Origin of the sequence: Aeromonas sp. R7-4 (genome assembly GCF_040908055.1) — a bacterium.
Lineage (GTDB): Bacteria > Pseudomonadota > Gammaproteobacteria > Enterobacterales > Aeromonadaceae > Aeromonas > Aeromonas sanarellii.
Map to the genome: position 1 here is coordinate 35,320 of NZ_JBFODA010000064.1, position 24,900 is coordinate 60,219.

Here is a 24,900-nt window from a genome sequence, read left to right on the forward strand (position 1 = left end):
GTCATCAGAGGGACAGGCCCTCAGCGTCGTTCGTCATCACGAGATACATCCACCACATCAGATTGCGTCTTCGTTCTCTTCACCAGTGCGGATACGAATGACGCGCTCCACCTCGCAGACGAAGATCTTGCCATCCCCGATCTTGCCGGTGCGGGCGGTGTTCTGGATCGCCTCCAGGCAGGCGTCGAGATCCTCGTCCTGCACCACCAGCTCCACCTTCACCTTGGGCAGGAAGTCGACCATGTACTCGGCGCCGCGATACAGTTCGGTATGGCCCTTCTGGCGGCCGAACCCCTTGACCTCGGAGACGGTCATGCCGTTGATGCCGATCTCGGCCAGGGCCTCGCGCACATCGTCCAGCTTGAACGGTTTGATGATGGCTTCAATCTTCTTCATGGTGACTCCTTACCAGTTCTGTTTGCCGAACCCGGACGTGATGGGGTAACGGCGATCCTTACCAAAGTTGCGGGCCGTGATGCGGGGGCCGACCGCCGCCTGACGGCGTTTGTATTCGTTGAGATCCACCAGACGGACCACCTTGCGGACCACCGCCTCTTCGAAGCCCTCGGCCACCATGTCGGCCACGGACGCATCCTCTTCAACGTAGCGCTTGAGGATGGCATCCAGGACGTCATAGGGAGGCAGGCTGTCCTGATCCACCTGATCCGGCGCCAATTCGGCCGACGGGGGACGATCGATGACCCGCTGCGGGATCACGTATTCCACGCTGTTGCGATACTCGCACAGCTTGAAGACCAGGGTCTTGGGGACATCCTTGAGCACGTCGAAACCGCCGGCCATGTCGCCATAGAGAGTCGCATAACCCACCGCCATCTCGCTCTTGTTGCCCGTGGTCAGCACGATGCGGCGGCGCTTGTTGGAGAGCGCCATCAACAGCACCCCGCGGCAGCGCGCCTGCAGGTTCTCTTCGGTGGTGTCGCGGGCAGTGCCTTCAAACAGCGGCGCCAGCTGAGCCATAAAGCCTTCGAACATGGGCTCGATGGAGATGATGTTGAACTCCACCCCCATGCGCTCAGCCTGCTCCTTGGCGTCTTCCACGCTCATCTGGGCGGTGTAGCGGAACGGCATCATCACCGCCTGCACCTTGTCCGCCCCGATGGCATCGGCTGCAATGGCCAGGGTCAACGCCGAGTCGATGCCGCCGGAGAGACCCAGCACAGCCCCCAGGAAACCGTTCTTGGTGACATAGTCGCGCACCGCCAGCACCAGCGCCTGATAGGTCTCGGCCAGCGGCTCGAGCGGCGCGACCGGCTCACGCTCCTTCACCGGCTGACCATCGGCAAAGCGCACCAGCGCCATCTCTTCGGCAAACGGTGCCAGCTTGTGGGTCAGTTCACCCCGGCTGTTGAACACCTTGGAACAGCCGTCGAAAATCAGCTCGTCCTGGCCGCACACCTGGTTGAGGTAGACCAGCGGCAACCCGGTCTGATCGCAGCGCTCGGTCATCAGCTCGCGGCGGATCCAGGGTTTCTCCTGATCGTAGGGAGAGGCGTTGATGGTGATCAGCACATCGGCCCCCGCCGCCTTGGCGGCCAGTGCCGGGCCGGGTTGCCACAAGTCCTCGCAAATGAGCAGCCCCAGCCGATGGCCACGGAACGGCACCACGCAGGTCTCGCTCGCCGCCGTGAAATAACGCTTCTCGTCGAACACCCCATAGTTGGGCAGATCCTGTTTGAAGTAGCGCGCCACCAGCTTGCCCTGCGCATAGAGAGAGGCGGCATTGTAGAGCGCCTCCCCTTCGCGCCAGGGGTGGCCCACCAGGATGGCGCAAGCCCCCTGCCATGCAGCGATGCGGGCCAGGGCCGCCTCTACCCGGATCATCAGGTCGGCGCGCAGCAGCAGATCCTCCGGCGGATAGCCGGTCAGGGCCAGCTCGGAGCAGACCAGCAGGTCGGCACCTTGTTGGTCAGCCTCGGCGGCGGCCGCCAATACCTTGTCACAGTTATCTTCGATGGCGCCTACCGTCAGATTCAACTGGGCAAGCATCAGAGAGAGGGCTTTTGCCATGGCGATGCATCTTGAATTCGAAAATGATGGGGAATGATAAAGAAAAGGCGCTGGCTGTGCCAGCGCCTTGGCTCCCTCAGTAAGCCTCAGGGAGAGCAGGTCAGGTTGGCGGCATTGGTGACGCCGTTGTCGACCAGCAAGGTACAGGGGCCACTGATGACTTGGCCGCTTGCTGGCGGAGTCATGGGGATACTCAAAGAACTCGGCTTAAGCAGGAAGGTCGTATTGCCCGAGTAGGAGAAGTTCACCACCAGAGTGCTGTTCTGCGCCGCCGTGCAGGTATAGATAGCCGTCTGGTTGTCGCTGCTCGGCTTGTCTATCTGGCAAGTAGCCCCGGAGGTCGAGGTATTCATCGACAGGTTATTGAAGACATTCTTCTTGCAAGCAATGGGGGTCGGATCATTGTTCTTGGTTTTCTCCAGGCACTGCACCTTGCCTGTCACCGTCAGCAGAGGCTGCGTGACTGTTCCGGAGTCAATCTTGACGGCCAACTCGGTGCTGAGAGCCTGGCTCTGATCCTGTGGTGAAATCAGCGTAGCAGTGATCCCCGAATTACCCTGATAGACGGTGGCCTTCACCTTCACCGCCTGCAGGTTCTGGCTGGCATCCTTGGTGGATTTCTTGGTTGCCAGATAACCACGGCTGTAACTGCCAAAGTAGTAGTTGTTGAGATCCACTATGGTATCGACCGGTTCATTGCTGATTGTGGCATAGTCGGTCACCGCTCCCGTCAACTGGCCGCTGAGTGGCGTCATGGACCACTCAGCCAGCATGGTCAGGTTGATGTCCTGAAATGGTACCTTGGCCAGATAACCGGTCACGCTGGTATCGATCCCGGTCAGATAAGCCGGATTCAGGATATCGACATAGATGCCGCGAGCGATCAGCTGACGCGTCCCGGTGCTCACGGTGATCCCCGTGCTAGCATCCCCCCCGGCTGCAACATTGGCTGGCGTCTGTAACCAGGCCTCAAATTCACTGATTGTTGGTGCCGTCGCCGTCGTGCTTGATGTCCAGTTCAGAGTCTGCTTCTGCCAATCGATATAGGTTTTAACCACATATTGTATGTAATTCTGGTAGCTGACCTGATTCGCGGGTTTGGCCAAGAAATCCGAGGTGGTAACAATGACCTTGACCAGGTTCCAATCTGGTAGAGGGCGATAGTACCCGTCCAGTCGAACGAAACGACAAGCATCAATGTAACTGCCGCTACTGGCCAGAGAAAGGGAACTGTTATAGCGCTGTCTGCTGGTATTGAGTGGCGCATAATAGCTTGTAAAGCTCCCCCCCGAACCATCGAAGTGATCCTTGCAGCAGCTTGTACAGAGTGCTGGCTGGTTATTCCCGACCGTCCCGGTCTGCTTGCTCTGCAAGACTCCTACTTTCCAATACAACTGGTTGGTGGCAGTACTGTAGGCCTGACCTGGCAGATAGGCATTCAAAGTGGAACCATAAGTGCAGGCACAACTCACAGAGCTTATATCCTGTTGAATTTGCTGTGTATTACCTTGACTTCCCGGCTGATACGTCACCGTTTCAAATTGCACCTCCTTGCCGACGGTATTATTTTTGGCCACCACGGTGGGAGAAGGCTTGCTGGTCTCCTGTCTGCTGCCATTACCGAGATCGATGGAGATAACATCTGGCGCTACGCCTGGATTATAACTTATCTTCGGTCCTGTCCGGGCGGTATCCAAGCCCCCTTTCAACTGCCCTGCGGTCAATGATTCCGTAGGTGAGGCATACCCAATGAGAGCAACCGACAGCGTCGCCCCTTCGCTGTTGGTCCAACTCACGGTCGTATTGATCTGCTTTCGCCCGGGGTAGTTCAGCAGATATCCCGCAGGGGCCGTGTTCTGCCATGCAGAGGTGCTCCCGTTCCAGTATTGGTTGGTCACAGTCCAAACCAGCGTGTAACTGTCGCCAGACTGACTTTTGGTAGCATTACCGCTTGTGATGGCTGCATAGGCAGTGAGTGGGGCTGTCGCCGTCACCAGACTGTTGAAATTACGAAACTCCTCAATCTTGGACTCCGCGAGCCGCATGGCCACTTCATAACGCTTCCCATCCTGGGAAGCCGTCAGGGCCGACTTCGAGAGGACCACCAGGCCGACGACGCCCACTCCCAGCACAACTAGTGTCACTAGGATCTCAAACAGGCCAAATCCTTTTTGCCGTTTCATTTACTTGTCCTCTACCAGTCGCGCCAGCTACCCGGCACCTGTTTAAGAGTCTGGAAGGCAGCTCCCGTCTTGATATTGCTCAGCGCGGCCGCATCATACTTGGCATCATAGGTACCATTCGCCTTGCCCAGCTTGAAGTTGGCTGCCAAGGCTCCATGAACGATGGCTCCACCTCTGAGATCAATATCTTTGTTCGTCGTTGTGGGATTGGAAGCATAAGCGAATACCAGCCCGTAAAGCTGGCGATTGCCATTGATACTCAAGTTGCCATCCTTGATGATTAGTACCACCGGGGCAGATTGAGTACCAATATTGGAGCCGGGATTGCAATCGCCATTGACAATGACAAGCCCTGTCGTCGTCGGCCCCAGACCATCACAATTATTGACTATCTGGTTGGCTCTTGATTCTATGTTGGCCCAGCCAGCGGCATCGTCATTCTCATTGAACAAATACCACACCAAGTCGTCGGGAAAATCGGGATCGCTATCCTTGATATCCGACTGTTTATTGCCCGGCAGGCTGATGTTGGCACTGCAACCACCAGCGTAATCCCCTTGGTGGCAGGTCTGCCCCGAGCCGTTGGTAAGATCGACATACTCATCGGTCCAGATGGAGAGTGGCACTCCGAGCCCCCCCCCATTGGGATTGGCAACTACCGTAAAGTTGCCGCTCACCGCCATGCCCCCAGCAACAGTCAGTGGTGCCGCAGGTGTCCCAGCCAACACATTGCTCTGTACATACCGAGCCTCAACTGCCGCCTGCGCCTGGCTGTTGCTCAGGCTAGCCACTGAACGAACCAGGATAGGAGCAATGGGCGTGGTACTCCCAGCCACCACGGGAAAGGGAGTTATGCATTCAACCGTCAGGGTATAACTCCCACCCGCACCTGATGGAGAAAACGAGTTGCCTGACCAGGCAGGGATAGAAGAGGGGCAAGACGCCCCTTCAGCAGATAGTCGGCCAAAACCATAGGAGAGCCCCTGCTCTGCCAATGCCATCACTTGACGATAGAGCGTTTCATTCAATGTGATGCGGCGATCCGCTACCAACAACTTGCCCACCAGCAGAGTGACCGCCAGCAGGATCAGTAACAGGATCAGCGTGACAGTGAAGGTAGTAAAACCGGACTGGATTCTCATATCAGTATCCGTCATTGCGCAACTTGATATCACGCTGCAAGTTCAAGGTCAGCTCAGTATTGTCCTTGTAGCGGCCCGAAATGTTGAGTTGAATTGCCCTAGCACCGCTTACCTGACTGCTGGAGAGCAGGCTATAGGTAAGCGCAGTAATTTCTATTGCGTCATCAGTAGATAGAAGGACACTACTATCGCAAGCGGCCGAGCCCCCAGTGTCTAGTTTGACTCCCTTTTGAGCGCTGCTGTAGCTGTAGACTCGTGACTCATTTTGCGATGATGTTGAAGGTGAGGGGCTCGGATTATCGAGAACACCGTCAGCATCATCATCATAACTAATCCTGATACAACGATAGAGCTTAGAGCCAGTCGCAGTCTCATCTAGCAGATCGGTACTGACATCAAAATAGAAAGGGGAAGGTGCAGCACCAGAAGTCATTCGAGTAGCGGTAGCAGCGCTGGCATCATAGCCGGCCCGCTCAATATCTCGGGCAATCATGTCGGTGATCGCCTGAACCTCCTGATTGAGTCGGCTCACCTTCATAGCCGTGCTATTTGCCCTGAGAATCGTCGCAAACAGCGTCGTCACCGCAGCCACTAGCAGCAGACCCGCCACCATCGCCACCATCAGCTCCACTAGACTGAACCCCTTGACATGACTGGTTTTCAACATGATGAAATCCCATTGGTACAGGGGCTAGTCTTTATCCGACCATAGCTCGCGATGACAACCTTGTAAGCAGTGCTGGAACCATTGGATAGGGTAAGTTGCCCCCCGAAGAAAGTGCCCCGGCGTGGCGTGAAGGTGATGCTGGCAGTGGAGCCACTCTTGTATTGGTTCGACGCATCGATCACCACGCCGCCAAACTCGTTTGCATCGGCGCCTTTGCGGCCCTCGATACTGGAGCAATGGTCGGCACAACTGCTGCAGGTAGCGTCTATCGCGATTCGATAACACCAGTTCGACTGACCGGCGTTGAAGAGTTTGAGCGTCAAGGGGCCGCCGCGTTTTATGGCCTCGGACTTGAGCAGCATCATGTCGGTATAAAGCGCCTGGGTGGCGGCCCTGACCATCTGCTCCTGGCGCAGCGAACGATAACTGGGGAGCGCGACGGCAACCAGAATCGCCACCAGTGCCAAGGCTAGTATCAGCTCTATCAGGGTAAAGCCGGACACCGGCCTGATCCGCATTTCCATGTTTGCCCAGACTCCTGTCTATAGCCCGTTCTCGGGCCGGCGAGTACTATCCTATGATAGTCTCAACTCACTAATGGAACCATGCCGATGCCACTACGCTTCGCAAGAGGAATTACGCTGATTGAACTGATGGTCGTGGTCGCCATCGTGGCCATCATCGCCGCCGTGGCCTACCCCAGCTTTATGGATGCTTTGCGCAAATCGCGTAGAGCCGAGGCCATCAAGGGACTGCTGACTATGCAGCTAAAGCAGGAAGAATACCGCATCACCAGCGCAGCCTACAGTACCAACCCTGCGGACCTTGGCAGTCCCTCCAGCGCCTACTACAGTTTTGACGTTGTTTCGGCATCAACTAACACTGTAACCTACAAACTGATAGCGCAGGCCAAAGGAGCCCAGAGCGGCGACACTGGTTGCGCCAATATGTATATCGACAAGACCGATGAGAAGACACCAGCAGAGTGCTGGAAGTAGGTAATGCGGGGACAAAAAGCACGATGCCGACATTAGTCGGCATCGTCGTTATTACAGGATCCGCAGTTCGGCGGGAACCTCGAACACCACGTTCTCCTCGCGACCGGGGTGCTCGGTCACTATATTGCCCCCCAGCTCGCGCAGGCGGGCGATGACGTTCTGCACCAGAATGTCGGGGGCGGAGGCGCCGGCGGTCACACCGATGCGCTCCACACCATCCAGCCAACCCGGCTCAATCATGGAGGCATCATCGATGAGGTAGGCACGAGCCCCCACCTTCTCGGCCAGCTCCCGCAGGCGATTGGAGTTGGAGGAGTTGCGCGACCCCACCACCAGCATGGCATCCACCAGCCCGGCCATCTCCCGCACCGCGTCCTGACGGTTCTGGGTGGCGTAGCAGATGTCGTCCTTGCGCGGCCCCTGGATCTTCGGGAAGTGCTGGCGCAGCGCATCGATGACGTCAGAAGTCTCATCCACGCTGAGGGTGGTCTGGGTGACGAAGCAGAGATCGTCCGGATTCTTCACCCGGAGTTTCGCCACATCCTCCGGCGTCTCCACCAGATATATGCCCCCCTCGGGATTTTCGTACTGGCCCATGGTGCCGATCACCTCGGGGTGGCCGGCATGGCCGATGAGCACGGCCTCGGAGCCCTTGCGACTGGCGCGATGGACCTCCATGTGCACCTTGGTCACCAGCGGACAGGTCGCATCGAACACCTTGAGGGCGCGGGACTTGGCCATCTCGCGCACCGTCTTGGCCACGCCGTGGGCGGAGAAGATGACGATGCTGTCGTCCGGCACCTCGTCCAGCTCCTCGACGAAGACGGCGCCCGCCTCCTTGAGCTTGTTCACCACGTAGCGGTTGTGCACCACCTCGTGGCGGACATAGATGGGGGCTCCGAACTTCTCCAGCGCGCTCTCGACGATGCTGATGGCCCGGTCGACACCGGCGCAGAAGCCACGGGGGTTAGCCAGCAGAATATCCATCAGTGAACCTTCTCCTCGTCATCAACCCCCAGGATCTCCACCTCGAAGGTGACGGTGTGACCGGCCAGGGGGTGGTTGAAATCGACCGTGACCGACATCCCTTCCACCGCCCGGATGATCCCGGGCAGCTCGCTGCCGTTGGGCTGGTCGAACAGTATGATGGTACCTACCTTGGGCTCTACATCGGCACCGAACTTGGCGCGGTCGAGATGGTAGATGTTGTCGGGGTTGGAGAGGCCGAAGGCCTCTTCCGGCACCAGGGTGAAGCTCTTGCACTCCCCTGCGCGCAGCCCCAGCAGGCATTGCTCGAAGCTCGGCGTCAGGCTGCCGTCGCCCATCCGCAGACGGGCCGGCTTGCCGTGCAGCGCCGTGCTGTCGGCCACCGAGCCGTCTTCCAGCTTGATGGCGAAATGGAACAGTACGCTGCTGTCCGCAGCAATCAGCTGGCTCATGAGTTCGCGTCCTGTTTTTTCTCGCCACGCAAGCCGTCCAGCACGATCATGGCAGCACCGATGAAGATGAAGCTGTCGGCCAGATTGAACGCCGGCCAGTGGGCGCGCTGCCAGTAGAAGTCGAGGAAGTCGACCACATGGCCCAGCACCAGCCGGTCAAACACGTTGCCGAGCGCCCCGCCGATGATCAGGCTGTAGGCGATGCCGCTCCAGCGCTGGGTCACCGACTGCTTGCGCAGCCAGTGGGTCAGCAAGCCGCAGATGGCGAACGCCAGCACAGCGAAGAACCAGCGCTGCCAGCCCCCCTGATCCGCCAGGAAGCTGAAAGCCGCTCCCTTGTTGTAGACGTGGACCAGGTTGAAGAAGGGGGTGATCTCCACCCCCGGGTAGCCAAACGGCAGCAGCTTGACCACGGCGAGCTTGCTCGCCTGGTCCAGTACGAAGGCCAGCACCGCCAGCCACAGCCAACGCAGGCCGCTTTTATGTTGAGTCATGTTCATCAGGCAAATTGACGCGTTTCGCCGTCACCCTCGACGTTGGTGACGCAGCGGCCACAGATCTCTTCGTGGCCCGCGATGGTGCCCACGTCTTCCACATGGTGCCAGCAGCGGTCGCACTTGGCGGCGGCAGACTGGGCCACGCTCAGCCACAGGTCGTCGCGCTCGGTTGCCACGGCCTCAGCCGGTGCGGCATCGACGCTGACCACCTTGGCCTTGGAGGTGAGCAGCACGAAGCGCAGCTCATCGGCCAGGGCGTTCAGACGCGCAGCCAGCTCCGGCTTGGCGAACAGAGTCAGCTCGGCCTGCAGGGAACCGCCGATGCGCTTCTCGCCACGGGCCACTTCCAGCGCCTTGTTCACTTCACCGCGCACGGTGAGGATCTCGGCCCAGAACTCGTCGTTCAGCACTTCGCCCGCTTCCAGCCCGAACAGGCCGTCGTACCACTCCTCGGTGAACACGAACTCGGTGCGCTCACCTGGCAGCAGAGCCCAGATTTCGTCGGCGGTGAAGCTCATGATGGGCGCCATCCAGCGCACCATGGCTTCGGCGATGTGATAGAGGGCGGTCTGGCAGGAGCGACGTGCCAGGCTGTCAGCCTTGGCGGTGTACTGACGGTCCTTGATGACATCCAGATAGAAGGAACCCATCTCGATGGAGCAGAACTGCATCAGCTTCTGGGTCACGCCGTGGAAGTTGTACTCGTCGAACGCAGCCACGATCTCGGCCTGTACCGCCTTGGCACGGCCCACAGCCCAGCGATCCACCACCACCATGTCGGCCGGTGCCACCATGTCGGTCGCCGGATTGAAGCCGTTCAGGTTGGCCAGCAGGAAGCGGGCGGTGTTGCGGATACGGCGATAGGCGTCGGCGGAGCGCTTGAGGATCTCGTCGGAGACGGTCATCTCGCCGGTGTAGTCGGTGCTGGCGACCCACAGACGCAGGATGTCGGCACCCAGCTTGTTCATCACGTCCTGCGGGCTCACCACGTTGCCGATGGACTTGGACATCTTGCGGCCCTGACCGTCCACGGTGAAGCCGTGAGTCAGCACCTGGTTGTAGGGGGCCTTGTCCTTCATGGCGACGCCGATCATCAGGGAGGACATGAACCAGCCGCGGTGCTGGTCAGAGCCTTCCAGATACATGTCGGCCGGCTTGCCGTTGAACTCGGGACGGGCGTCGACCACGGAGGCGTGGGTAGAGCCGGAGTCAAACCAGACGTCCAGGGTATCGGGCACCTTCTCGTAGTTGTCGGCGTCCGCGCCCAGCAGCTCGGCCTTGTCCAGATCCCACCAGGCCTGGATGCCGGACTGTTCGACCCGCTTGGCCACCTCTTCCATCAGGCGCACGGAATCCGGGTGCAGCGCCTGGGTATCCTTGTGGACGAACAGGGAGATGGGCACGCCCCAGGTACGCTGACGGGAGATACACCAGTCAGGACGGTTCTCGACCATGGCCTGAATGCGGTTCTTGCCCCAGGCCGGCACCCAGCCGCTCTGGCCGTGCTGGGCAATGCCCTCTTTCTCGATGCGCTCGATCTCTTCCAGGGCGCGCTGCCGAAGACCCTTCTGCTCCATGCTGATGAACCACTGGGGGGTGGCGCGGAAGATGATCGGGGTCTTGTGACGCCAGCAGTGCGGGTAGGAGTGGTTGAACACCTTGTGATGCAACAGGGCGCCACGCTCGGTCAGCACCTCGACCACGGCCGCATTGGCCTTGAACACGTGCTGGCCGGCAAACAGTTCGGTATCCGGCAGATAGACGCCGTTGCTGCCAACCGGGTTGGCCACTTCCAGACCGTACTTCTGACCGACCACGAAGTCTTCCTGACCATGGCCAGGAGCGGTGTGGACGGCGCCGGTACCGGCGTCCAGGGTAACGTGATCACCCAGCACCACAGGCACATCGAAGCTGTAGAAGGGGTGGTTGAAGCGCAGCAGCTCGAGCGCCGCGCCCTTGGCGTAGCCCAGGTTGTGGAACTTCTCGATGCCGGCCCTGTCCATCACGTCCTTGACCAGCTCGGCGGCCAGGATCAGGCGCTCGGGATGCTCGCCCTCCACCTGCACCAGGGCGTAGTCCAGATCGGCGTGCATGGCGATGGCGCGGTTGGCCGGCAGGGTCCAGGGGGTGGTGGTCCAGATCACGGCAGAGATCACGCCCTTGCCGGTGTGGCCTTCGGCGCAGTCAAACTTGGCGGCGACGGCAGCCTCGTCGACGGCCTTGAAGCGCACGTCGATGGAGGGGGAGTTCTTGTCGTAGTACTCCACTTCGGCCTCAGCAAGCGCGGAGCCGCAGTCGGTACACCAGTGCACCGGCTTTGAGCCCTTGTGCAGGTGGCCGTTGGCCACGATCTTCGCCATGGAGCGGATGATGTTGGCTTCAGTGCCGAAATCCATGGTCAGGTAGGGGTGTTCCCAGTCACCCAGCACGCCCAGACGGATGAAGTCGGTCTTCTGCGCTTCGATCTGGGTCTTGGCGTATTTGCGGCACTCGGCGCGGAACTCGGCGGCGGAAACCTTCTCCCCCGGCTTGCCGACCATGCCTTCCACTTTCAGCTCGATGGGCAGACCGTGGCAATCCCAGCCCGGCACATAGGGGGAATCAAAGCCGGAGAGGCCCTTGGACTTGATGATGATATCTTTGAGGATCTTGTTGACCGAGTGACCGATGTGAATGCTGCCGTTCGCATAGGGGGGGCCATCGTGCAGAATGAAAGAAGGCTTGCCCGCTTTGGCGCGGCGAATGGCGCCGTAAAGATCCTGATCGTACCAACGTTTCAGCATGTTGGGTTCGCGCTTGGCCAGATCGCCACGCATCGGAAACTCGGTTTCCGGCAGATTCAGGGTGTGTTTATAGTCGCTCATCAGTCCTGGGTTCCCTTCTTTTCTAAAAGAGTGCTGGGTAAATGAAATTGTGGCAGCCCGAACCAGGCTCGGGCCGCCAGGGCATCTCGTTCGATCTGCTCTTTCAAGGCGGAGAAAGAGTCAAACTTCTGCTCTTCGCGCAGCTTGTGGCGAAGCAGCACCTTGACCTGCTGACCATATAGATCACCAGAAAAATCAAATAGATGTACTTCCAATCTGGCTTGTGTACCGCTCAAGGTCGGCCGTACACCCACATTGGCGACACCGGGGAAGGTCTTGCCGGAACATATCACTTCCACCGCAAACACGCCACCGACCGGGACAACCTGGCGTTTGAGGGCCAGATTGGCGGTGGGAAAACCTATGGTGCGCCCCAGCTTGTCGCCGTGGGCCACCCGACCGCTGATGGCATAGGGGCGACCGAGCATCAGCTCCACCTCCGCCATGCGCCCGGCCCTGAGGGCCTCGCGCACCAGGGTGCTGCTGACCCGCTGACGGGAAAGCTGGAAGCTCTGGGTGCTGATCACCTCGAACCCGAAGCGTCGCCCCGCCTCTTCCAGCAGGTGGAAGTCCCCTTCCCGCCCCTTGCCGAAGCGAAAATCGTCGCCCACCACCAGGTAATGCACCCCGAGCTTCTCCACCAGCAGCTGCTCGATGAAGGTGCTGGCCGCCTGTTCGGCGAAACGGTGGGTGAAGCGCACGCAGAGCATGCGGTCGATCTGCATGGTCTTGAGGGCTTCGTACTTCTCCCGCCAGCGGCTGAGGCGGGCGGGCGCGGCGGCACCGGCAAACAACTCCAGCGGCTGGGGCTCGAACAGCATGACGCAGGCCGGCAGGCCGAGCTGCGCGGCCTTCTCCTGCAAGCGGGCCAACACCGCATGGTGTCCCTGATGAACCCCATCGAAGTTGCCTATGGTCAATACACAGCCCCGGTGACGGGGCTTGATATTGTGAATGCCGCGAATGAGCTCCATCAGTGCCTTGTGCGTTGCTGCCATGGAAATCGGCGGATTATATATCAGGCAGCAATCAGGGTCAGCCCTGCCGTTGACCCGATTTCAGCTATCCGACGCCATGGAGACGGGGTTGCTCCCTATTGGCGATCTGATTTCAGGTGTCTTGGCCGGATGCCCAGCGCCAGCAGGACTATCCCGTAAAGCGTCCCGCCAAGGCAGAGCAGCAGGGTCAACTCCAGGCTGGCCTTGCCCATGCTCCAGGCGCCCCACTGGGCGAGATCCGGCGACAAATAGGCGAGCAGCCCCCCCATCAGCACAGTGGCGGCCAGCAGCTTGAGGCAGAACACCCCGGTGTTGCGGGAGGGGCGATAGACGTTCTGCTGATAGAGCCCCTTGAACAGCAGGGCCGCGTTCAGGGTGCCGGAGCAGGCGGTCGCCAGCGCCAGCCCCACGTAGCCCAGGGGATATATGAAGAGGAGGTTGCACACCATGTTGGCTACCATGGCCATGATGCCGATGCGCACCGGGGTCTTGGTGTCCTGACGGGCGTAGTAGCCCGGTGCCAGCACCTTGATCAGCATCAGGGAGAGCAGGCCTGTGGTGGACGCCAGCAAGCTGGCGCTCGACATGCTCACCTCGTGCAGGCCGAATTCGCCGCGCATGAAGAGCACTCGCAGTATGGGCTCGCGCAGCACGGCGATCCCCACCATGGCGGGCAGGCCCAGCAGCATCACCATGCGCACCCCCCAGTCCATGGTGCGGGAGAAATCCGCCGGATCCGCGTCCACATGCTTGCGGGCCAGGGCCGGCAGGATCACGGTGCTGATGGCCACGGCAAAGAGGCCGAGGGGAAACTCCAGCAGCCTGTCCGAGTAATAGAGGTAGCTGATGGCACCTGTGGCCAGGAAGGAGGCCAGCATGGTGTTGATCAACAGGTTGATCTGGCTGACCGAGACACCGAACAGGGCGGGGATCATCAGGGTGCGGATCTTCACCACCCCGGGATGGTGCCAACCCCACTTGGGCCAGACCAGCATGTTGAGCTGGCGCAGGAAGGGGTACTGGAACAGGAACTGCACCAAGCCGCCGAGGAAGACACCGATGGCCAGCGAGATCTCGGGGCGATCCAGCAACGGCGCTATCCACCATGCCGCCCCTATCATGGTGACGTTGAGAAACACCGGCGTGAACGACGAAACCGCGAAGCGCCCGAAGGTATTGAGGATGGCTCCCGCCATGGCGGTAAAGGTGATGAACCAGAGATAGGGGAAGGTGATCTTGAGCATCAGGCTGGCCAACTCGAACTTCTCCGCCGCCGGGCCACCGTGCAGCCAGTCCCAGAACCAGCCCCAGCCGAACAGAGCCGTCAGGACGCCTGAACCCAGCACCCCGAGCAGGGTCACTACGGTGACGATACCGCCGAGGGTACCTGCCACCGCGGCCAGCAGATCGCGCAGCGCCTGCTCGTCACCGTTTTTCTTGTACTCCGTCATCACGGGGACGAAGGCCTGGTTGAACGCCCCTTCGGCAAACAGGCGGCGCAAGAAGTTGGGAATGCGATTGGCGAAGAAGAAGACGTCTGCGGCCACCCCGGCACCGAGCAGATTCGCGATGACCACATCGCGCACCAAGCCCATCACACGGGATGCCAGCGTCATTCCGGACACTATCATGCCGGATTTGATCAATTTCTTACTCAAGACGAGGCCTCTGGAACTGTCGGAAAGAAAAGAATGCTGTTAGAATCGGCCGACAGTTTAACCGTCTCCCATCTGACACACCACCGGGGGGCGGTGTTTATTTGCACAAATCATTTGACAATATGTGGTTGGGAAGGCATATTTCCGGGCCTTTTCAATACACTCGCTAAGACAGTTTTAGGAGTTTTACCTTGGCTAACATCAAATCTGCTAAGAAGCGTGCTCTTCAGTCAGAGAAACGTCGTCAGCACAACGCCAGCCGTCGTTCCATGACCCGTACCTACCTGAAGAAAGTGATCGCTGCCATCGCCTCTGGCGACAAGGCTGCTGCCACTGCCGCTTTCGCTGTTGCTCAGCCGATCATGGATCGTATGGCGACCAAAGGCCTGATCCACAAGAACAAAGCTGCTCGTCACAAGAGCCGCCTGTCTGCCCAGATCAAAGCCATGGCTTAATCAGCATCCGCTGATGAAAGCTGAAAAAACCGGCCTTAGTGCCGGTTTTTTATTTGGGTTCGCTGCAATACAGCCTGTGCAACAATCCGATCATCTCGCGTACCTCAAGGCTGCGCAGAGAATAGTAGACTGTCTGGGCCTCCTTTCTCGTCGCCACCAGCTCATCGCGCCTCAACACGGCCAGATGTTGTGACAGGGCCGACTGACTCAGTCCCAGCCGCTCATTGAGTTCCCCCACCGACAACTCCCGCTCCAGCAACTGACACAGAATGAACAGTCGCCGCTCGTTGGCCAGCGCCTTGAGCAGGGTGACGGCACGCCCGGCATTCGCCTCCATCTCTTCCAACTGCATCTCATCCCCTCTCCTGCAAGACAGCCATCATAACCCCGACCTCGACGATTTAAAAAGACAGGCTCGCCGGTTGAATGGCGGTGAAATCCTCCTGCCCGGCAAAGAGGAAGGAGAAGTCACTCTCGCACACCCGTTTCACCGCCGGATGCTGGATCATCCGCTCGGCGAAGATGACGTAGTACTCCTCCATCAGATCCTGGGTCTCTCCCAGCAGCATCACCTCCTCCCCCTCCAGGATCTCCTCCCGGTAGATGGTCGGTGCCATGAAGATGCCCTGATTGAAGAAGCCGAACGCCTTCATCAGGGCCGCATCGTCGAATTCCCCCAGGATGCTGGGAGAGATGCCCTGTTGCTCGAACCATTGGGTCAACTGGCGACCCATGGCGGTACGGCGACCGGGAATGAGCAGCTTGCGCTCCTCCAGACAGGCGGGAAAAGGCTTTTCAGGCAGCGGCGCCTTGCAGAAGAAGCTGACGCCACAGCCTCCGAGCCGCTTGGAGAGCAGCCCGGCATGCTGGCTGGAGTCCACCGGGCAGTCGGAGAGGATCATGTCGAGCTTGTGCTCGCTCAACTGCTCCAGCAACAGCTCGTGGGTCGACTCGAAGCAACGCAGGTGGATGGAGCCGTCGTTCGGGATGACGGAGAGCAGCACCCGGCTGGCGAGGCGCTTGGAGAGCGCATCGGCGATGCCGACGTCGAACAGGACCTGGCTCTCCTTGCGGTAGTTGACGATATCCAGCATCTCGTAGGAGAGGCTGAACATCTTGTCGGCATAGCGGAACACCAGCTGGCCAAGCTCGGTGGCTTCGAGAGATCTCCCTTTTCTGATCAACAACTTGCCGCCGAGGCGCTGCTCGAGCAGCTTTATCTGGCCGGTGACGGTCTGGGGGGTCAGGAAGAGGGCTTCCGCCGCCTGCGTGACGGAGCCCTTCTTCTGCGTCATCCAAAAATAGTAGAGGTGGTTGTAGTTAAGGTGTGACATCCGATGGGGTTCCCGCGCTGCGCGGGCTCCGGTAGCAGCTGAGTTCAACCGCCAGAATGTCATACATGTCGCTGATCGAGTCAACCTTGTTCGCGTCGAACTGCGCCTGCAGATGGGCCTTGAGACGAACGGGATCCGGCATCCGCTCGGAGCAGTAGCGCCTGTTGGACTGCTTGACCCGCTCGCCGGCCCGGCTGCTCAGGGCCCGCTCGGCGAAGGTCTCGCCAAACCGGGCCTTGGCCTGCTTGTCCCCCAGCATCAGGGCGCTGTCGACCACCCCGTTGAGATAGGCCGAACAACCGGCCGAGGCCGCATCCTGCTGGCAATCGGCCAGCCCGTTTCCCCAGACCACAGGACTCGCCAGCATGACTAACCATCCGAGTCGTTTCATAACCCCTCCGTACTTTGATTCGCCTCCCGATTGGGCAGCGCCATCCGCAGGGCGATATAACCGGTCACGGCCGCCAGGGTGGACCCCGCCAGGATCCCGAGGCGCGAGTAGTTGCCGTAGTCCAGTCCGCCATGCTCGAACGCCAGCGACGCGATGAACATCGACATGGTGAAGCCGATGCCACACAGGATGCTGACGGCAAAGATTTGTCTGAAGTTCACTCCTTGCGGCAGCTGGGCGACACCGGTTTTCACCGCCAGCCAGCTGATGGTGAAGATCCCGAGCGGCTTGCCGACGAAGAGGCCCAGTATGATGCCCATGGGAAGCGGGTTGAGCAGGGCCGAGAGATAGATCCCCTCCAGAGAGACTCCCGCATTCGCAAAGGCGAACAGCGGCAGGATCAGGAAGGCGCTCCAGGGGTGCAGCACATGCTCCAGATGCTTGAGCGGTGACGCATAGCGCTTGCCGTTCAGCGGGATCATAAAGCCCACCACCACACCGGCCAGGGTCGCGTGGACGCCGGACTTGAGCACCGCGACCCAGAGCACCAGCCCCACCAGCATGTAGAGGCCAATTCTGTCCTCACCACGGCGGTTCATCCACAGCAGGGTCAAGGTGGCCACCACGCCTATCGCCAGCGCGGTCAGCGACAACTGCTGGGTATAGAACAAGGCGATGATGATGATGACCCCCAGGTCATCCATGATGGCCAAGGCCAGCAGGAAGACCTTGAGGCTGGTCGGTACCCGCTTGCCCAGCAATGCCATCACCCCGAGGGCGAAGGCGATGTCGGTCGCGGCCGGGATGGCCCAGCCAGCCCGGGTGGCCTCGTCCCCGTAGTTGAAGAGGCTGTAGATGAGCGCGGGGGCCAGCATGCCGCCCACGGCGGCAATGGCCGGGAAGGTGGCCTGCACCCGGGAGGAGAGCGCCCCCTCCAGCATCTCGCGCTTCACTTCGAGGCCGACCAGCAGGAAGAAGATCGCCATGAAGCCGTCGTTGATCCAGAGCAGCAGCGGCTTGTTGATGTCGAGAGCCGCGATGCGAACCTGCACCTCGGTATTGAGGAAGCTCTGATAGTGCTGCGCCAGGGCCGAGTTCGCCAGGCCCATGGCCAACAAGGCGGCCAGGATCAGAATTATTCCGGAAGCGGACTCCAGTTTGAGAAAACGCTTGAATACATCGCTCATGTCTAACTACCCGTAAAATTGCATCTTTTCAGTCTAGGGGTCGAGTAGTTCAATGAAAAATCGTTTCTAACAGCCAGTAACAACGAGAAAACCGAAGGCAAAATGGATTGTGTCTGCTATAAGCACCGTTTTCCCCTCCCCTTCCCCCCCAGTTCCTCACGCCAAAAACTGCATAATAATTCACATTAGGCATGAAAAAGGCGCCCGCAGGCGCCAATGGAACAGGAGTGTCGAACCGTCTTCACTGTCCGTCTCCGGGGGCAAGGGGCCCCTCAGATGGCGACGGGGGCCTTGATGCCGGGATGGGGATCATAGCCCTGGATCTCGAAGTCCTCGAACCTGTAGTCGAAGATGGAGTCCGGCTTGCGCTTGATCACCAGCTGCGGCAAGGGCCGCGGCTCACGGCTGAGCTGCAGCGCCGTCTGCTCCATGTGGTTGGCATAGAGATGCACGTCGCCCCCGGTCCAGACGAAGTCCCCCACCTCGAGGTCACACTGCTGGGCCATCATGTGGGTCAGCAGGGCGTAGCTCGCGATGTTGAACGGCAGGCCGAGGAAGACATCACAACTGCGCTGGTAGAGCTGGCAGGAGAGCTTGCCGTCCGCCACGTAGAACTGGAAGAAGGCGTGGCAGGGGGCGAGCGCCATCTTGTCCAACTCGCCCACGTTCCAGGCGGAGACGATGATGCGGCGAGAATCCGGGTTTTGCCTGATGTCGTCCACCGCCTTCTGGATCTGATCCACCACGCCACCGTCCGCGGTCGGCCAGGAACGCCACTGGGCACCGTAGACGGGCCCCAGATCGCCGTGCTCGTCAGCCCACTCGTCCCAGATGCTGACGCCGTTCTCTTTCAGATAGGCGATATTGGTGTCACCGTTCAGGAACCAGAGCAGCTCGTGAATGATGGAGCGCAGGTGACACTTCTTGGTAGTCACCAGCGGGAATCCTTCCGCCAGATTGAAGCGCATCTGATGGCCGAACAGGGAGAGGGTACCGGTACCGGTGCGATCGGATTTGACTGCCCCTTCGTCCAGAATTTTCTGCATCAGATCGAGATAGGCACGCATTACTTGACCTCCTTGGGCGCATTGCCGAACAGACGGGGCTGTTTATAGGCGGCCCAGACCATGAGCGCACCCGCCACTATCATCGGGGTGGAGAGGATCTGACCCATGCTGATCTCGTTGAAGTAGAGGCCCAGCTGGCTGTCCGGCTGACGGACGAACTCCACCAGGAAGCGGAACAGGCCGTAGAACAGCAGGAACAGGCCGGAGATGGCGCCGCGGGGTGGATGCTTGCGCCAGAACAGGTTCAAGATGATGAAGAGCACCACCCCTTCCAGGGCGAACTGGTAGAGCTGGGACGGATGGCGCGGCTCGGGGCCCGCCTCCGGGAAGATGATGGCCCAGGGCACATCGGTGACCCGCCCCCACAGCTCGCCATTCATGAAGTTGCCGATGCGACCGACGCCGAGGCCAAAGGGGATGAGCGGCGCCACGAAGTCGGCCACGGTGAAGAAGTGGCGCTGGGTCTTGTGGGCAAACCAGATCATGGCGGTGATGACCCCGATGAGACCACCGTGGAACGACATGCCCCCGGTCCAGATCTTGAACAGGTAGGTCGGGTCGGCGAGGAAGAGATCGAAATTGTAGAACAGCACGTAGCCGATGCGGCCACCGAGAATGACCCCGAGGAAGCCGTAGAACAGCAGGTCGGAGACCTCGTTGCGGGTCCAGCCGCTGTTCGGCGCATCGGCGCGACGGCCCGCCAGCCACATGGCGAAGGCGAAGCCGAACAGGTACATGAGACCATACCAGCGAACCGATAGTGGTCCCAAACTGAATGCTACGGGATCAATCTGCGAGAAAATCCAATATCCGTCGTGCTGCATAAGCGGCCCCAGTCATAGGAAAAGCCGCATTCTCCGATCATTCGCCAGCAGGAACAAGACTGAATATCAATCTGGCAGCCTGACCTTGTGGCCCGCCCGCAGCAAGCCGCCCAGCCCGTGTTCTTCCAGGTAGCGGGCAAACAGGCCGCGCAGCACGTGGGGATTGTCGTGCTTGAGGCCATCGGCCAGCAGCGCCTTCAGCTCCCCGAGGTCGGATTGACGCAGCACGTACTTGATGCGCGAAATATTGTGGGTATTCATGCTGAAGCGGCGATAGCCCATGGCCAGCAGCAGCAGCACGCCGACCGGATCGCCGGCCAGCTCGCCACAGACCGAGACCGGCTTGTGGTAGCGCTGAGAGGCATCGACCAGCAGCTGCAGGGCGCGGATCACTGCGGGATGGAAGGCGTCGTAGATGCTGGCGACCCGGGCATTGTTGCGATCCACCGCCAGCAGGTACTGGGTCAGGTCGTTGCTGCCCACCGACCAGAAGTCGATGAGAGGCGCCATCTCAGGCAGGATATAGAGGGCGGAGGGGACTTCAATCATCACCCCGAGGCTGGGGTAGCGGATCACCGCATCGCGGCTCGCCGCCTCCCCCGACACCTCGCGCCAGGCCTGATCCAGCAACCGGCGGGAGGCCTTGATCTCACTGACGCTGCTGATCATCGGCAGCATGATGGCCAGATTGTCCAGCCCTTCGCTGGCCCGCAGCATGGCCTTGAGCTGAACCAGGAAGAGCTCGGGGTGATCCAGGGTGAGCCGGATCCCCCGCCAGCCAAGGAAGGGATTTTCCTCCACTATGGGGAAGTAGGGCAGCTGCTTGTCCCCTCCCACGTCCAGGGTGCGCATGCAGACCGGCCTGTCCCGGTAGGTCTCCAGGATCCCGCGATAGCGCGCCGTCTGCTCCCACTCCGAGGGGAAGCTGTCCTGCAGCATGAAGGGGATCTCGGTGCGATAGAGTCCGACGCCGTCCGCCAGATGGTTGAGGGATATCTCGGTGTCGGCGCTGAGGCCGGCATTGAGCAGCAGGGACACAGGCGTGCCGTCGGCGGTCTCGGAGGGCTGGTTGTCGACGCTGCGCACCAGGGTATCCAGCGCCCGCTCCTCGCTCAGCAGTTGTCGGTACTCGGTCAGGATCACCTGGTTGGGTTCGATGAAGAGATCGCCGCTGTAGCCATCGATGACCAGGGTGCGCCCGCCGATGTCGCCGAGGGGCAGATCCACCCCCATGATGGCAGCCACCCCCATGGCACGGGCCAGGATGGCGGCGTGGGAGTTGGTCCCCCCCTTGAGCGACACCACCCCGCTCAGGAATTCCCGCGGGATCTCGGCGAGTATGGTGGCGGTCACCTCGTCGGCCACCAGTACCACGGGCTCCCCTATGGTGAGCTGCTCGGGCTCGTCCTGCACCAGGCGGCTGATGAGCCGCTGGGCGATGTCCTTCACATCGGTGGAGCGCTCTCTCAGGTAGGGATCCTTCATCCCCTTGAACTGTTCGATCAGGCGATCGCTGATGAGCTTGACCGCGGAGATCGCGGTCCAGTGCTCCTTGCTGACCTTGTTGCGGATCGGCTTGATGTAGCCAGGGTCGTCCAGCAGGTGCAGATAGATGTCGAAGATCGCGACCGAGTCCTGGCTGTAACTCTCGCGAAAGCGCAGCGCTAGGCTCTCCAGATCGTGGCGCACCTCCTCCACCGCCAGCTCGAGGCGGGCCAGCTGCTTGCCGTGGTCCTCGTCCTTGCGCGGCGTGATGGTGTTGAGCGCCTTGCGCGGGCGCCACACCCAGGCCTTGGCGATGGCGATGCCGCTGGCCCCGGCGATGCCGCGCAGGGGCTTGCTCCAGTCGGTCTTCTGCAACCACCCCTTGGCCTGGGCCTGGGCGATGCGAGCCGCCAGCTGGGCCGCCAGGGTGACCATGAAGGACTCTTCCCCTTCATCGAACAACCGACTCTCTTTCTGCTGCACCACCAGAATGCCCACCACCTGGCGCTGATGCATGATGGGGGCACCGAGGAAGGAGCGAAACGCCTCCTCGGCCACGTCGGGCAGGAACTTGAAACTGGGGTGGGCCGGGGCATCGGCCAGGTTGATCAGCTCTTCACGCTGACCCACCAGACCGACGATGCCCTGTTCGAAGGGCAGGGTCGCCTTGCCCACAGCCGACTCGGCCAGGCCATCGGTCGCCGCCAGACGGTAGCGGCGCATCTCTGGCTCGGCGACATAGACGGAGCAGCAGTCCACCGTCATGGCGAGCCGGGTCTGGCTCACCAATGCATGCAGGGCTTGTTCGAGGGTGTTGGCCTCGGCCATGCTTTCCACGATGCGTCTGAGTTCCGTCAGCAACTAGTGTGCTCCTTAGCGCGAGCGGTTGCGCCGCCCATCCTTTCGATTAGCCTGCACCACGGGCACTGGCATGGCCAGCGGGGCAAACTCCTTCATCACCCGGCGGTAAACCTCCCGCTTGAAGGAGACGACCTGACGCACCGGGTACCAGAAGCTGACCCAACGCCAATCATCAAATTCCGGGTGACCATGGCAGCCAAACTGGATCCTGGACTCTTTGCCGGGATCGAGCTGCAACAAAAACCACTTCTGCTTCTGGCCAATACAGACCGGTGAACTGTCCCAGCGAACGAGCCGTTTGGGTAAGCGATATTTCAACCAGTTGCGACTGGTCGCCAAGATGGTCACATCGTCCGGCTTGAGGCCTATCTCCTCATACAGCTCACGATACATGGCCTGTTCCGGCGATTCACCATCATCAACCCCCCCCTGCGGAAACTGCCAGGAGTGCTGCCCATAGCGCTTAGCCCACAATACTTGTCCGTCACGGTTACAGATCACGATGCCGACATTGGGACGAAATCCGTCGCCATCTATCACGTGATCACCTTATAAAGGCTGAATCTATAACGAGATTGTTCCACATTCACCCCGTGGCGGCAAACAGGGACTGTCATCTTCCATTCATGAATAACTTGGCTTTTCAAGCAAAGTTATAAACAAATTGGACATTCTAGCTGCCCAAGTTGCCCACCCAGACTGTGCATAAGCCTGTGATCAAGCAGGTATATACAGTAGTTTTATACTGTGGTGTCTCACGGCACCACATCATACCCGATTCACCACTAAATATAATATTCATTTAAATACATAAAGTTACACTTTAAGTGCTGGATCAAGATCCATGTCTTTTGCGCCCAAGGATCCTCACCGTCAATTGTGAACAAGTTCGGCTGTTCAAAGATCCACCAAGGCTTATTTATCCACAGATATGGCGCATTATCTGCACCGAAATGGCGAGAAAAATCGGCGGGCTCTCACATTTATTTCTGATGCGGGGGGCTGCATCACCACTTTATCTCAGTTATCCAAGATTTCTGTGGATAACTATGTGAAACAGCTCGTCCAAACCCTTGGACAACTCGCTTCAGCGGGGATCCTTCTCCTCTCCGGGCTGGAGAAAAACACCAAAACTCTTTAAAATCATTACGATAGATAATAACCGGCAATCTTGCCCCCCCTGTGTATAGCCGGGCAAGGATCGGTTATAAAATCAGCGATCCCTTCGAGGATCCACCATACCCAACCCATTCACTCTCACAGGAGCCCTCATGCCCGCCAATCCCCAGTCAGAACAGGAGCTGCTGACCCGCGCCTATGCCATGGCGGGCCTCACCCTGGCCCAGCTCGCCGCCACCGCCGGGATCCCGGTGCCACGGGATCTCAGGCGTGACAAGGGCTGGACGGGGCAATTGATCGAATGGCATCTGGGGGCCAGCGCCGGCAGCCGGCCCGAGCAGGATTTCCCGGATCTCGGCATCGAGCTCAAGACGATCCCCGTCGATCCTCAAGGCCGACCGCTCGAGACCACCTTCGTCTGCGTGGCCCCCCTCATCGGGATCAGCGGCCAGCGCTGGGAAGAGTCGAACGTGCGCAACAAGCTGTCGCGGGTGCTCTGGATCCCGGTGGAGGGGAGCCGCGATATCCCGGTCGGTGAACGCCGGGTCGGCATGCCGCTGCTGTGGAGCCCGAGTGAGGAGGAGGATGAGCTGCTGCGTCAGGACTGGGAGGAGCTGATGGACATGATAGTGCTGGGGGAAGTGGAGCAGATCAGTGCCCGCCACGGCCAGGTGATGCAACTGCGCCCCAAGGCGGCCAACAGCAAGGCCCTGACCCGCGCCATCGGTCGCAACGGCCAGCCGATCCAGACCCTGCCACGGGGGTTCTACCTCAAGATCCCGTTCACCCACCAGTTGCTGCAGCGCCACTTTGCCCTGCCCCTTTGATCTGTGTTATCAACATCCTTGTCATAGAGTGATATAAAAATGACCAGAAGTGCTTTCTTCGCAGCCAGTGACAAGGAGTCCATATGCCGATCAACAAGCAATTTCTCAAGTCCCGTCCCGAGGTCAAGGTGACCTTTGCAGTGGAAAAGGAGGCCGCCGGCGACGCCGAACAGGTCTTGCTGCTGGGTGAATTCAGCCAGTGGCAACCCATCGAACTGAAAAGGATGAAGAGCGGGGAGTTCAAGGCGACGCTCAACCTTCCCACCGACGGCCCCGCCCATTTCGAGTATTGCTACCAGCTGGTGCAACCGAATGGCGAGACCTTCTACGACAACGACTGGGAAGCGGATGACTATGTGCCCGGTCCCTTCGGGCGGGACAACTCGGTGGTGAGGGTCAGCCAGCCGGGCTGAGTGCCGGCCTGCCGAATCGCGGACACAAAAAAGGCTCGCCATTGGCGAGCCTTTTCACTACCTGTCGAGCTTTTCGCCGACATACCGACACCAATTCGAATCGAATTAGTTGAGCTTCTCTTTGATACGAGCAGCTTTGCCGGACAGGTTGCGCAGGTAGTACAGTTTGGCGCGGCGAACATCACCACGACGCTTCAGTTCTACGCTGTGGATCAGCGGAGAGTGAGTCTGGAATACACGCTCAACACCTTCGCCGTTGGAGATCTTGCGAACGGTGAAAGCAGAGTGCAGACCGCGGTTACGCTTGGCAATCACGATGCCTTCGAAAGCCTGCAGACGCTCTTTACCACCTTCTTTAACACGAACTTGAACACGTACGGTGTCGCCCTGGGCAAAAGCCGGGATGTCGGTACGCAGTTGCTCTTGTTCAAGCTGCTGAATAATCTTGCTCATTGTCTTTCCT

25 protein-coding genes are annotated in these 24,900 nt (G+C 59.8%); 4 read left to right on the forward strand and 21 right to left on the reverse strand.

What is annotated here, in order from left to right:
* Positions 1-57 precede the first annotated feature (57 nt).
* From glnB to AB5Y72_RS17825, 6 genes are all read right to left on the reverse strand, one after another.
* Complete coding sequence (glnB, locus tag AB5Y72_RS17800; RefSeq protein WP_005308848.1) at positions 58-396, reverse strand: nitrogen regulatory protein P-II; 339 nt, start codon at positions 394-396, stop codon at positions 58-60.
* A gap of 9 nt (positions 397-405) precedes the next feature.
* Positions 406-2,028 carry an NAD+ synthase gene (locus tag AB5Y72_RS17805; protein ID WP_368199351.1) on the reverse strand — a complete coding sequence of 541 codons (1,623 nt, stop codon included), beginning with the start codon at positions 2,026-2,028 and terminating at the stop codon, positions 406-408.
* Positions 2,029-2,114: 86 nt separating this feature from the next.
* Positions 2,115-4,211 carry a prepilin-type N-terminal cleavage/methylation domain-containing protein gene (locus AB5Y72_RS17810; RefSeq protein WP_368199353.1) on the reverse strand — a complete coding sequence of 699 codons (2,097 nt, stop codon included), beginning with the start codon at positions 4,209-4,211 and terminating at the stop codon, positions 2,115-2,117.
* An 11-nt stretch (positions 4,212-4,222) separates the two neighbouring features.
* Positions 4,223-5,353 carry a PilX N-terminal domain-containing pilus assembly protein gene (locus AB5Y72_RS17815; RefSeq protein WP_368199355.1) on the reverse strand — a complete coding sequence of 377 codons (1,131 nt, stop codon included), beginning with the start codon at positions 5,351-5,353 and terminating at the stop codon, positions 4,223-4,225.
* A 1-nt stretch (position 5,354) separates the two neighbouring features.
* On the reverse strand, positions 5,355-6,020 hold the full coding sequence (locus AB5Y72_RS17820; protein ID WP_216991634.1) for a PilW family protein: 666 nt from the start codon (positions 6,018-6,020) through the stop codon (positions 5,355-5,357).
* Positions 6,014-6,544, reverse strand: coding sequence for a GspH/FimT family pseudopilin (locus AB5Y72_RS17825; RefSeq protein ID WP_368199357.1), 531 nt, complete (start codon positions 6,542-6,544; stop codon positions 6,014-6,016). The genes AB5Y72_RS17820 and AB5Y72_RS17825 overlap by 7 nt, the downstream gene beginning before the upstream one ends.
* An 87-nt stretch (positions 6,545-6,631) precedes the next feature.
* On the opposite strand from AB5Y72_RS17825, the gene AB5Y72_RS17830 reads away from it, so the two are divergent.
* Positions 6,632-7,018 carry a type IV pilin protein gene (locus tag AB5Y72_RS17830; RefSeq protein WP_216991632.1) on the forward strand — a complete coding sequence of 129 codons (387 nt, stop codon included), beginning with the start codon at positions 6,632-6,634 and terminating at the stop codon, positions 7,016-7,018.
* Positions 7,019-7,069: 51 nt separating this feature from the next.
* Here the strand turns inward: AB5Y72_RS17830 and ispH are convergent, their stop codons facing one another.
* The 6 genes from ispH to murJ all read right to left on the reverse strand — a co-directional run bounded on the left by ispH (position 7,070) and on the right by murJ (position 14,474).
* On the reverse strand, positions 7,070-8,005 hold the full coding sequence (gene ispH / locus AB5Y72_RS17835; protein WP_216991631.1) for a 4-hydroxy-3-methylbut-2-enyl diphosphate reductase: 936 nt from the start codon (positions 8,003-8,005) through the stop codon (positions 7,070-7,072).
* Entirely contained in the window at positions 8,005-8,457 is a 453-nt protein-coding gene (gene fkpB / locus AB5Y72_RS17840) for an FKBP-type peptidyl-prolyl cis-trans isomerase (RefSeq protein WP_368199359.1), read from the reverse strand. Before fkpB ends, ispH begins: the two co-directional genes overlap by 1 nt.
* Positions 8,454-8,957 (reverse strand): signal peptidase II, encoded by a 504-nt coding sequence (gene lspA / locus AB5Y72_RS17845; protein WP_024942018.1) that lies wholly within the window; start codon positions 8,955-8,957, stop codon positions 8,454-8,456. The genes fkpB and lspA overlap by 4 nt, the downstream gene beginning before the upstream one ends.
* Positions 8,957-11,818 (reverse strand): isoleucine--tRNA ligase, encoded by a 2,862-nt coding sequence (ileS, locus tag AB5Y72_RS17850; RefSeq protein WP_325783225.1) that lies wholly within the window; start codon positions 11,816-11,818, stop codon positions 8,957-8,959. Before ileS ends, lspA begins: the two co-directional genes overlap by 1 nt.
* Complete coding sequence (gene ribF / locus AB5Y72_RS17855; protein ID WP_202007359.1) at positions 11,818-12,792, reverse strand: bifunctional riboflavin kinase/FAD synthetase; 975 nt, start codon at positions 12,790-12,792, stop codon at positions 11,818-11,820. The genes ileS and ribF overlap by 1 nt, the downstream gene beginning before the upstream one ends.
* Before the next feature lie 119 nt (positions 12,793-12,911).
* On the reverse strand, positions 12,912-14,474 hold the full coding sequence (gene murJ, locus AB5Y72_RS17860; protein WP_318162052.1) for a murein biosynthesis integral membrane protein MurJ: 1,563 nt from the start codon (positions 14,472-14,474) through the stop codon (positions 12,912-12,914).
* Positions 14,475-14,665: 191 nt separating this feature from the next.
* Between murJ and rpsT the strand changes: the two genes are divergently transcribed.
* Complete coding sequence (gene rpsT, locus AB5Y72_RS17865) at positions 14,666-14,929, forward strand: 30S ribosomal protein S20 (protein WP_005308808.1); 264 nt, start codon at positions 14,666-14,668, stop codon at positions 14,927-14,929.
* 49 nt (positions 14,930-14,978) lie between these two features.
* Here rpsT and AB5Y72_RS17870 read toward each other — a convergent pair whose 3' ends face one another.
* The 8 genes from AB5Y72_RS17870 to rppH form a co-directional block, all read right to left on the reverse strand.
* Positions 14,979-15,281, reverse strand: coding sequence for a metalloregulator ArsR/SmtB family transcription factor (locus AB5Y72_RS17870; RefSeq protein WP_042079286.1), 303 nt, complete (start codon positions 15,279-15,281; stop codon positions 14,979-14,981).
* Between the two features lie 49 nt (positions 15,282-15,330).
* Positions 15,331-16,263: a transcriptional activator NhaR gene (gene nhaR / locus AB5Y72_RS17875; protein WP_042079287.1), complete on the reverse strand. Its 933-nt coding sequence runs from the start codon at positions 16,261-16,263 to the stop codon at positions 15,331-15,333.
* Complete coding sequence (locus AB5Y72_RS17880; protein WP_216991777.1) at positions 16,250-16,630, reverse strand: hypothetical protein; 381 nt, start codon at positions 16,628-16,630, stop codon at positions 16,250-16,252. Before AB5Y72_RS17880 ends, nhaR begins: the two co-directional genes overlap by 14 nt.
* A 20-nt stretch (positions 16,631-16,650) precedes the next feature.
* Positions 16,651-17,841: a Na+/H+ antiporter NhaA gene (gene nhaA, locus AB5Y72_RS17885; RefSeq protein ID WP_216991628.1), complete on the reverse strand. Its 1,191-nt coding sequence runs from the start codon at positions 17,839-17,841 to the stop codon at positions 16,651-16,653.
* A 272-nt stretch (positions 17,842-18,113) separates the two neighbouring features.
* The gene (gene thyA, locus AB5Y72_RS17890; RefSeq protein ID WP_042079290.1) at positions 18,114-18,908 is read right to left on the reverse strand and encodes a thymidylate synthase; all 795 of its coding nucleotides are present in this window, start codon (positions 18,906-18,908) and stop codon (positions 18,114-18,116) included.
* Positions 18,908-19,732 (reverse strand): prolipoprotein diacylglyceryl transferase, encoded by an 825-nt coding sequence (lgt, locus tag AB5Y72_RS17895; RefSeq protein WP_216991627.1) that lies wholly within the window; start codon positions 19,730-19,732, stop codon positions 18,908-18,910. The genes thyA and lgt overlap by 1 nt, the downstream gene beginning before the upstream one ends.
* Positions 19,733-19,798: 66 nt before the next feature.
* The gene (gene ptsP / locus AB5Y72_RS17900; protein WP_325783228.1) at positions 19,799-22,078 is read right to left on the reverse strand and encodes a phosphoenolpyruvate--protein phosphotransferase; all 2,280 of its coding nucleotides are present in this window, start codon (positions 22,076-22,078) and stop codon (positions 19,799-19,801) included.
* A gap of 12 nt (positions 22,079-22,090) precedes the next feature.
* Entirely contained in the window at positions 22,091-22,618 is a 528-nt protein-coding gene (gene rppH, locus AB5Y72_RS17905; RefSeq protein ID WP_082035008.1) for an RNA pyrophosphohydrolase, read from the reverse strand.
* Positions 22,619-23,349: 731 nt separating this feature from the next.
* Between rppH and mutH the strand changes: the two genes are divergently transcribed.
* Together mutH and AB5Y72_RS17915 are read left to right on the forward strand one after the other, a co-directional pair.
* Complete coding sequence (gene mutH, locus AB5Y72_RS17910) at positions 23,350-24,024, forward strand: DNA mismatch repair endonuclease MutH (RefSeq protein ID WP_042079293.1); 675 nt, start codon at positions 23,350-23,352, stop codon at positions 24,022-24,024.
* Between the two features lie 83 nt (positions 24,025-24,107).
* Positions 24,108-24,437: an isoamylase early set domain-containing protein gene (locus AB5Y72_RS17915; RefSeq protein ID WP_042079294.1), complete on the forward strand. Its 330-nt coding sequence runs from the start codon at positions 24,108-24,110 to the stop codon at positions 24,435-24,437.
* Positions 24,438-24,542: 105 nt separating this feature from the next.
* Here the strand turns inward: AB5Y72_RS17915 and rplS are convergent, their stop codons facing one another.
* Positions 24,543-24,890 carry a 50S ribosomal protein L19 gene (rplS, locus tag AB5Y72_RS17920; protein WP_005313505.1) on the reverse strand — a complete coding sequence of 116 codons (348 nt, stop codon included), beginning with the start codon at positions 24,888-24,890 and terminating at the stop codon, positions 24,543-24,545.
* Positions 24,891-24,900: the final 10 nt, after the last annotated feature.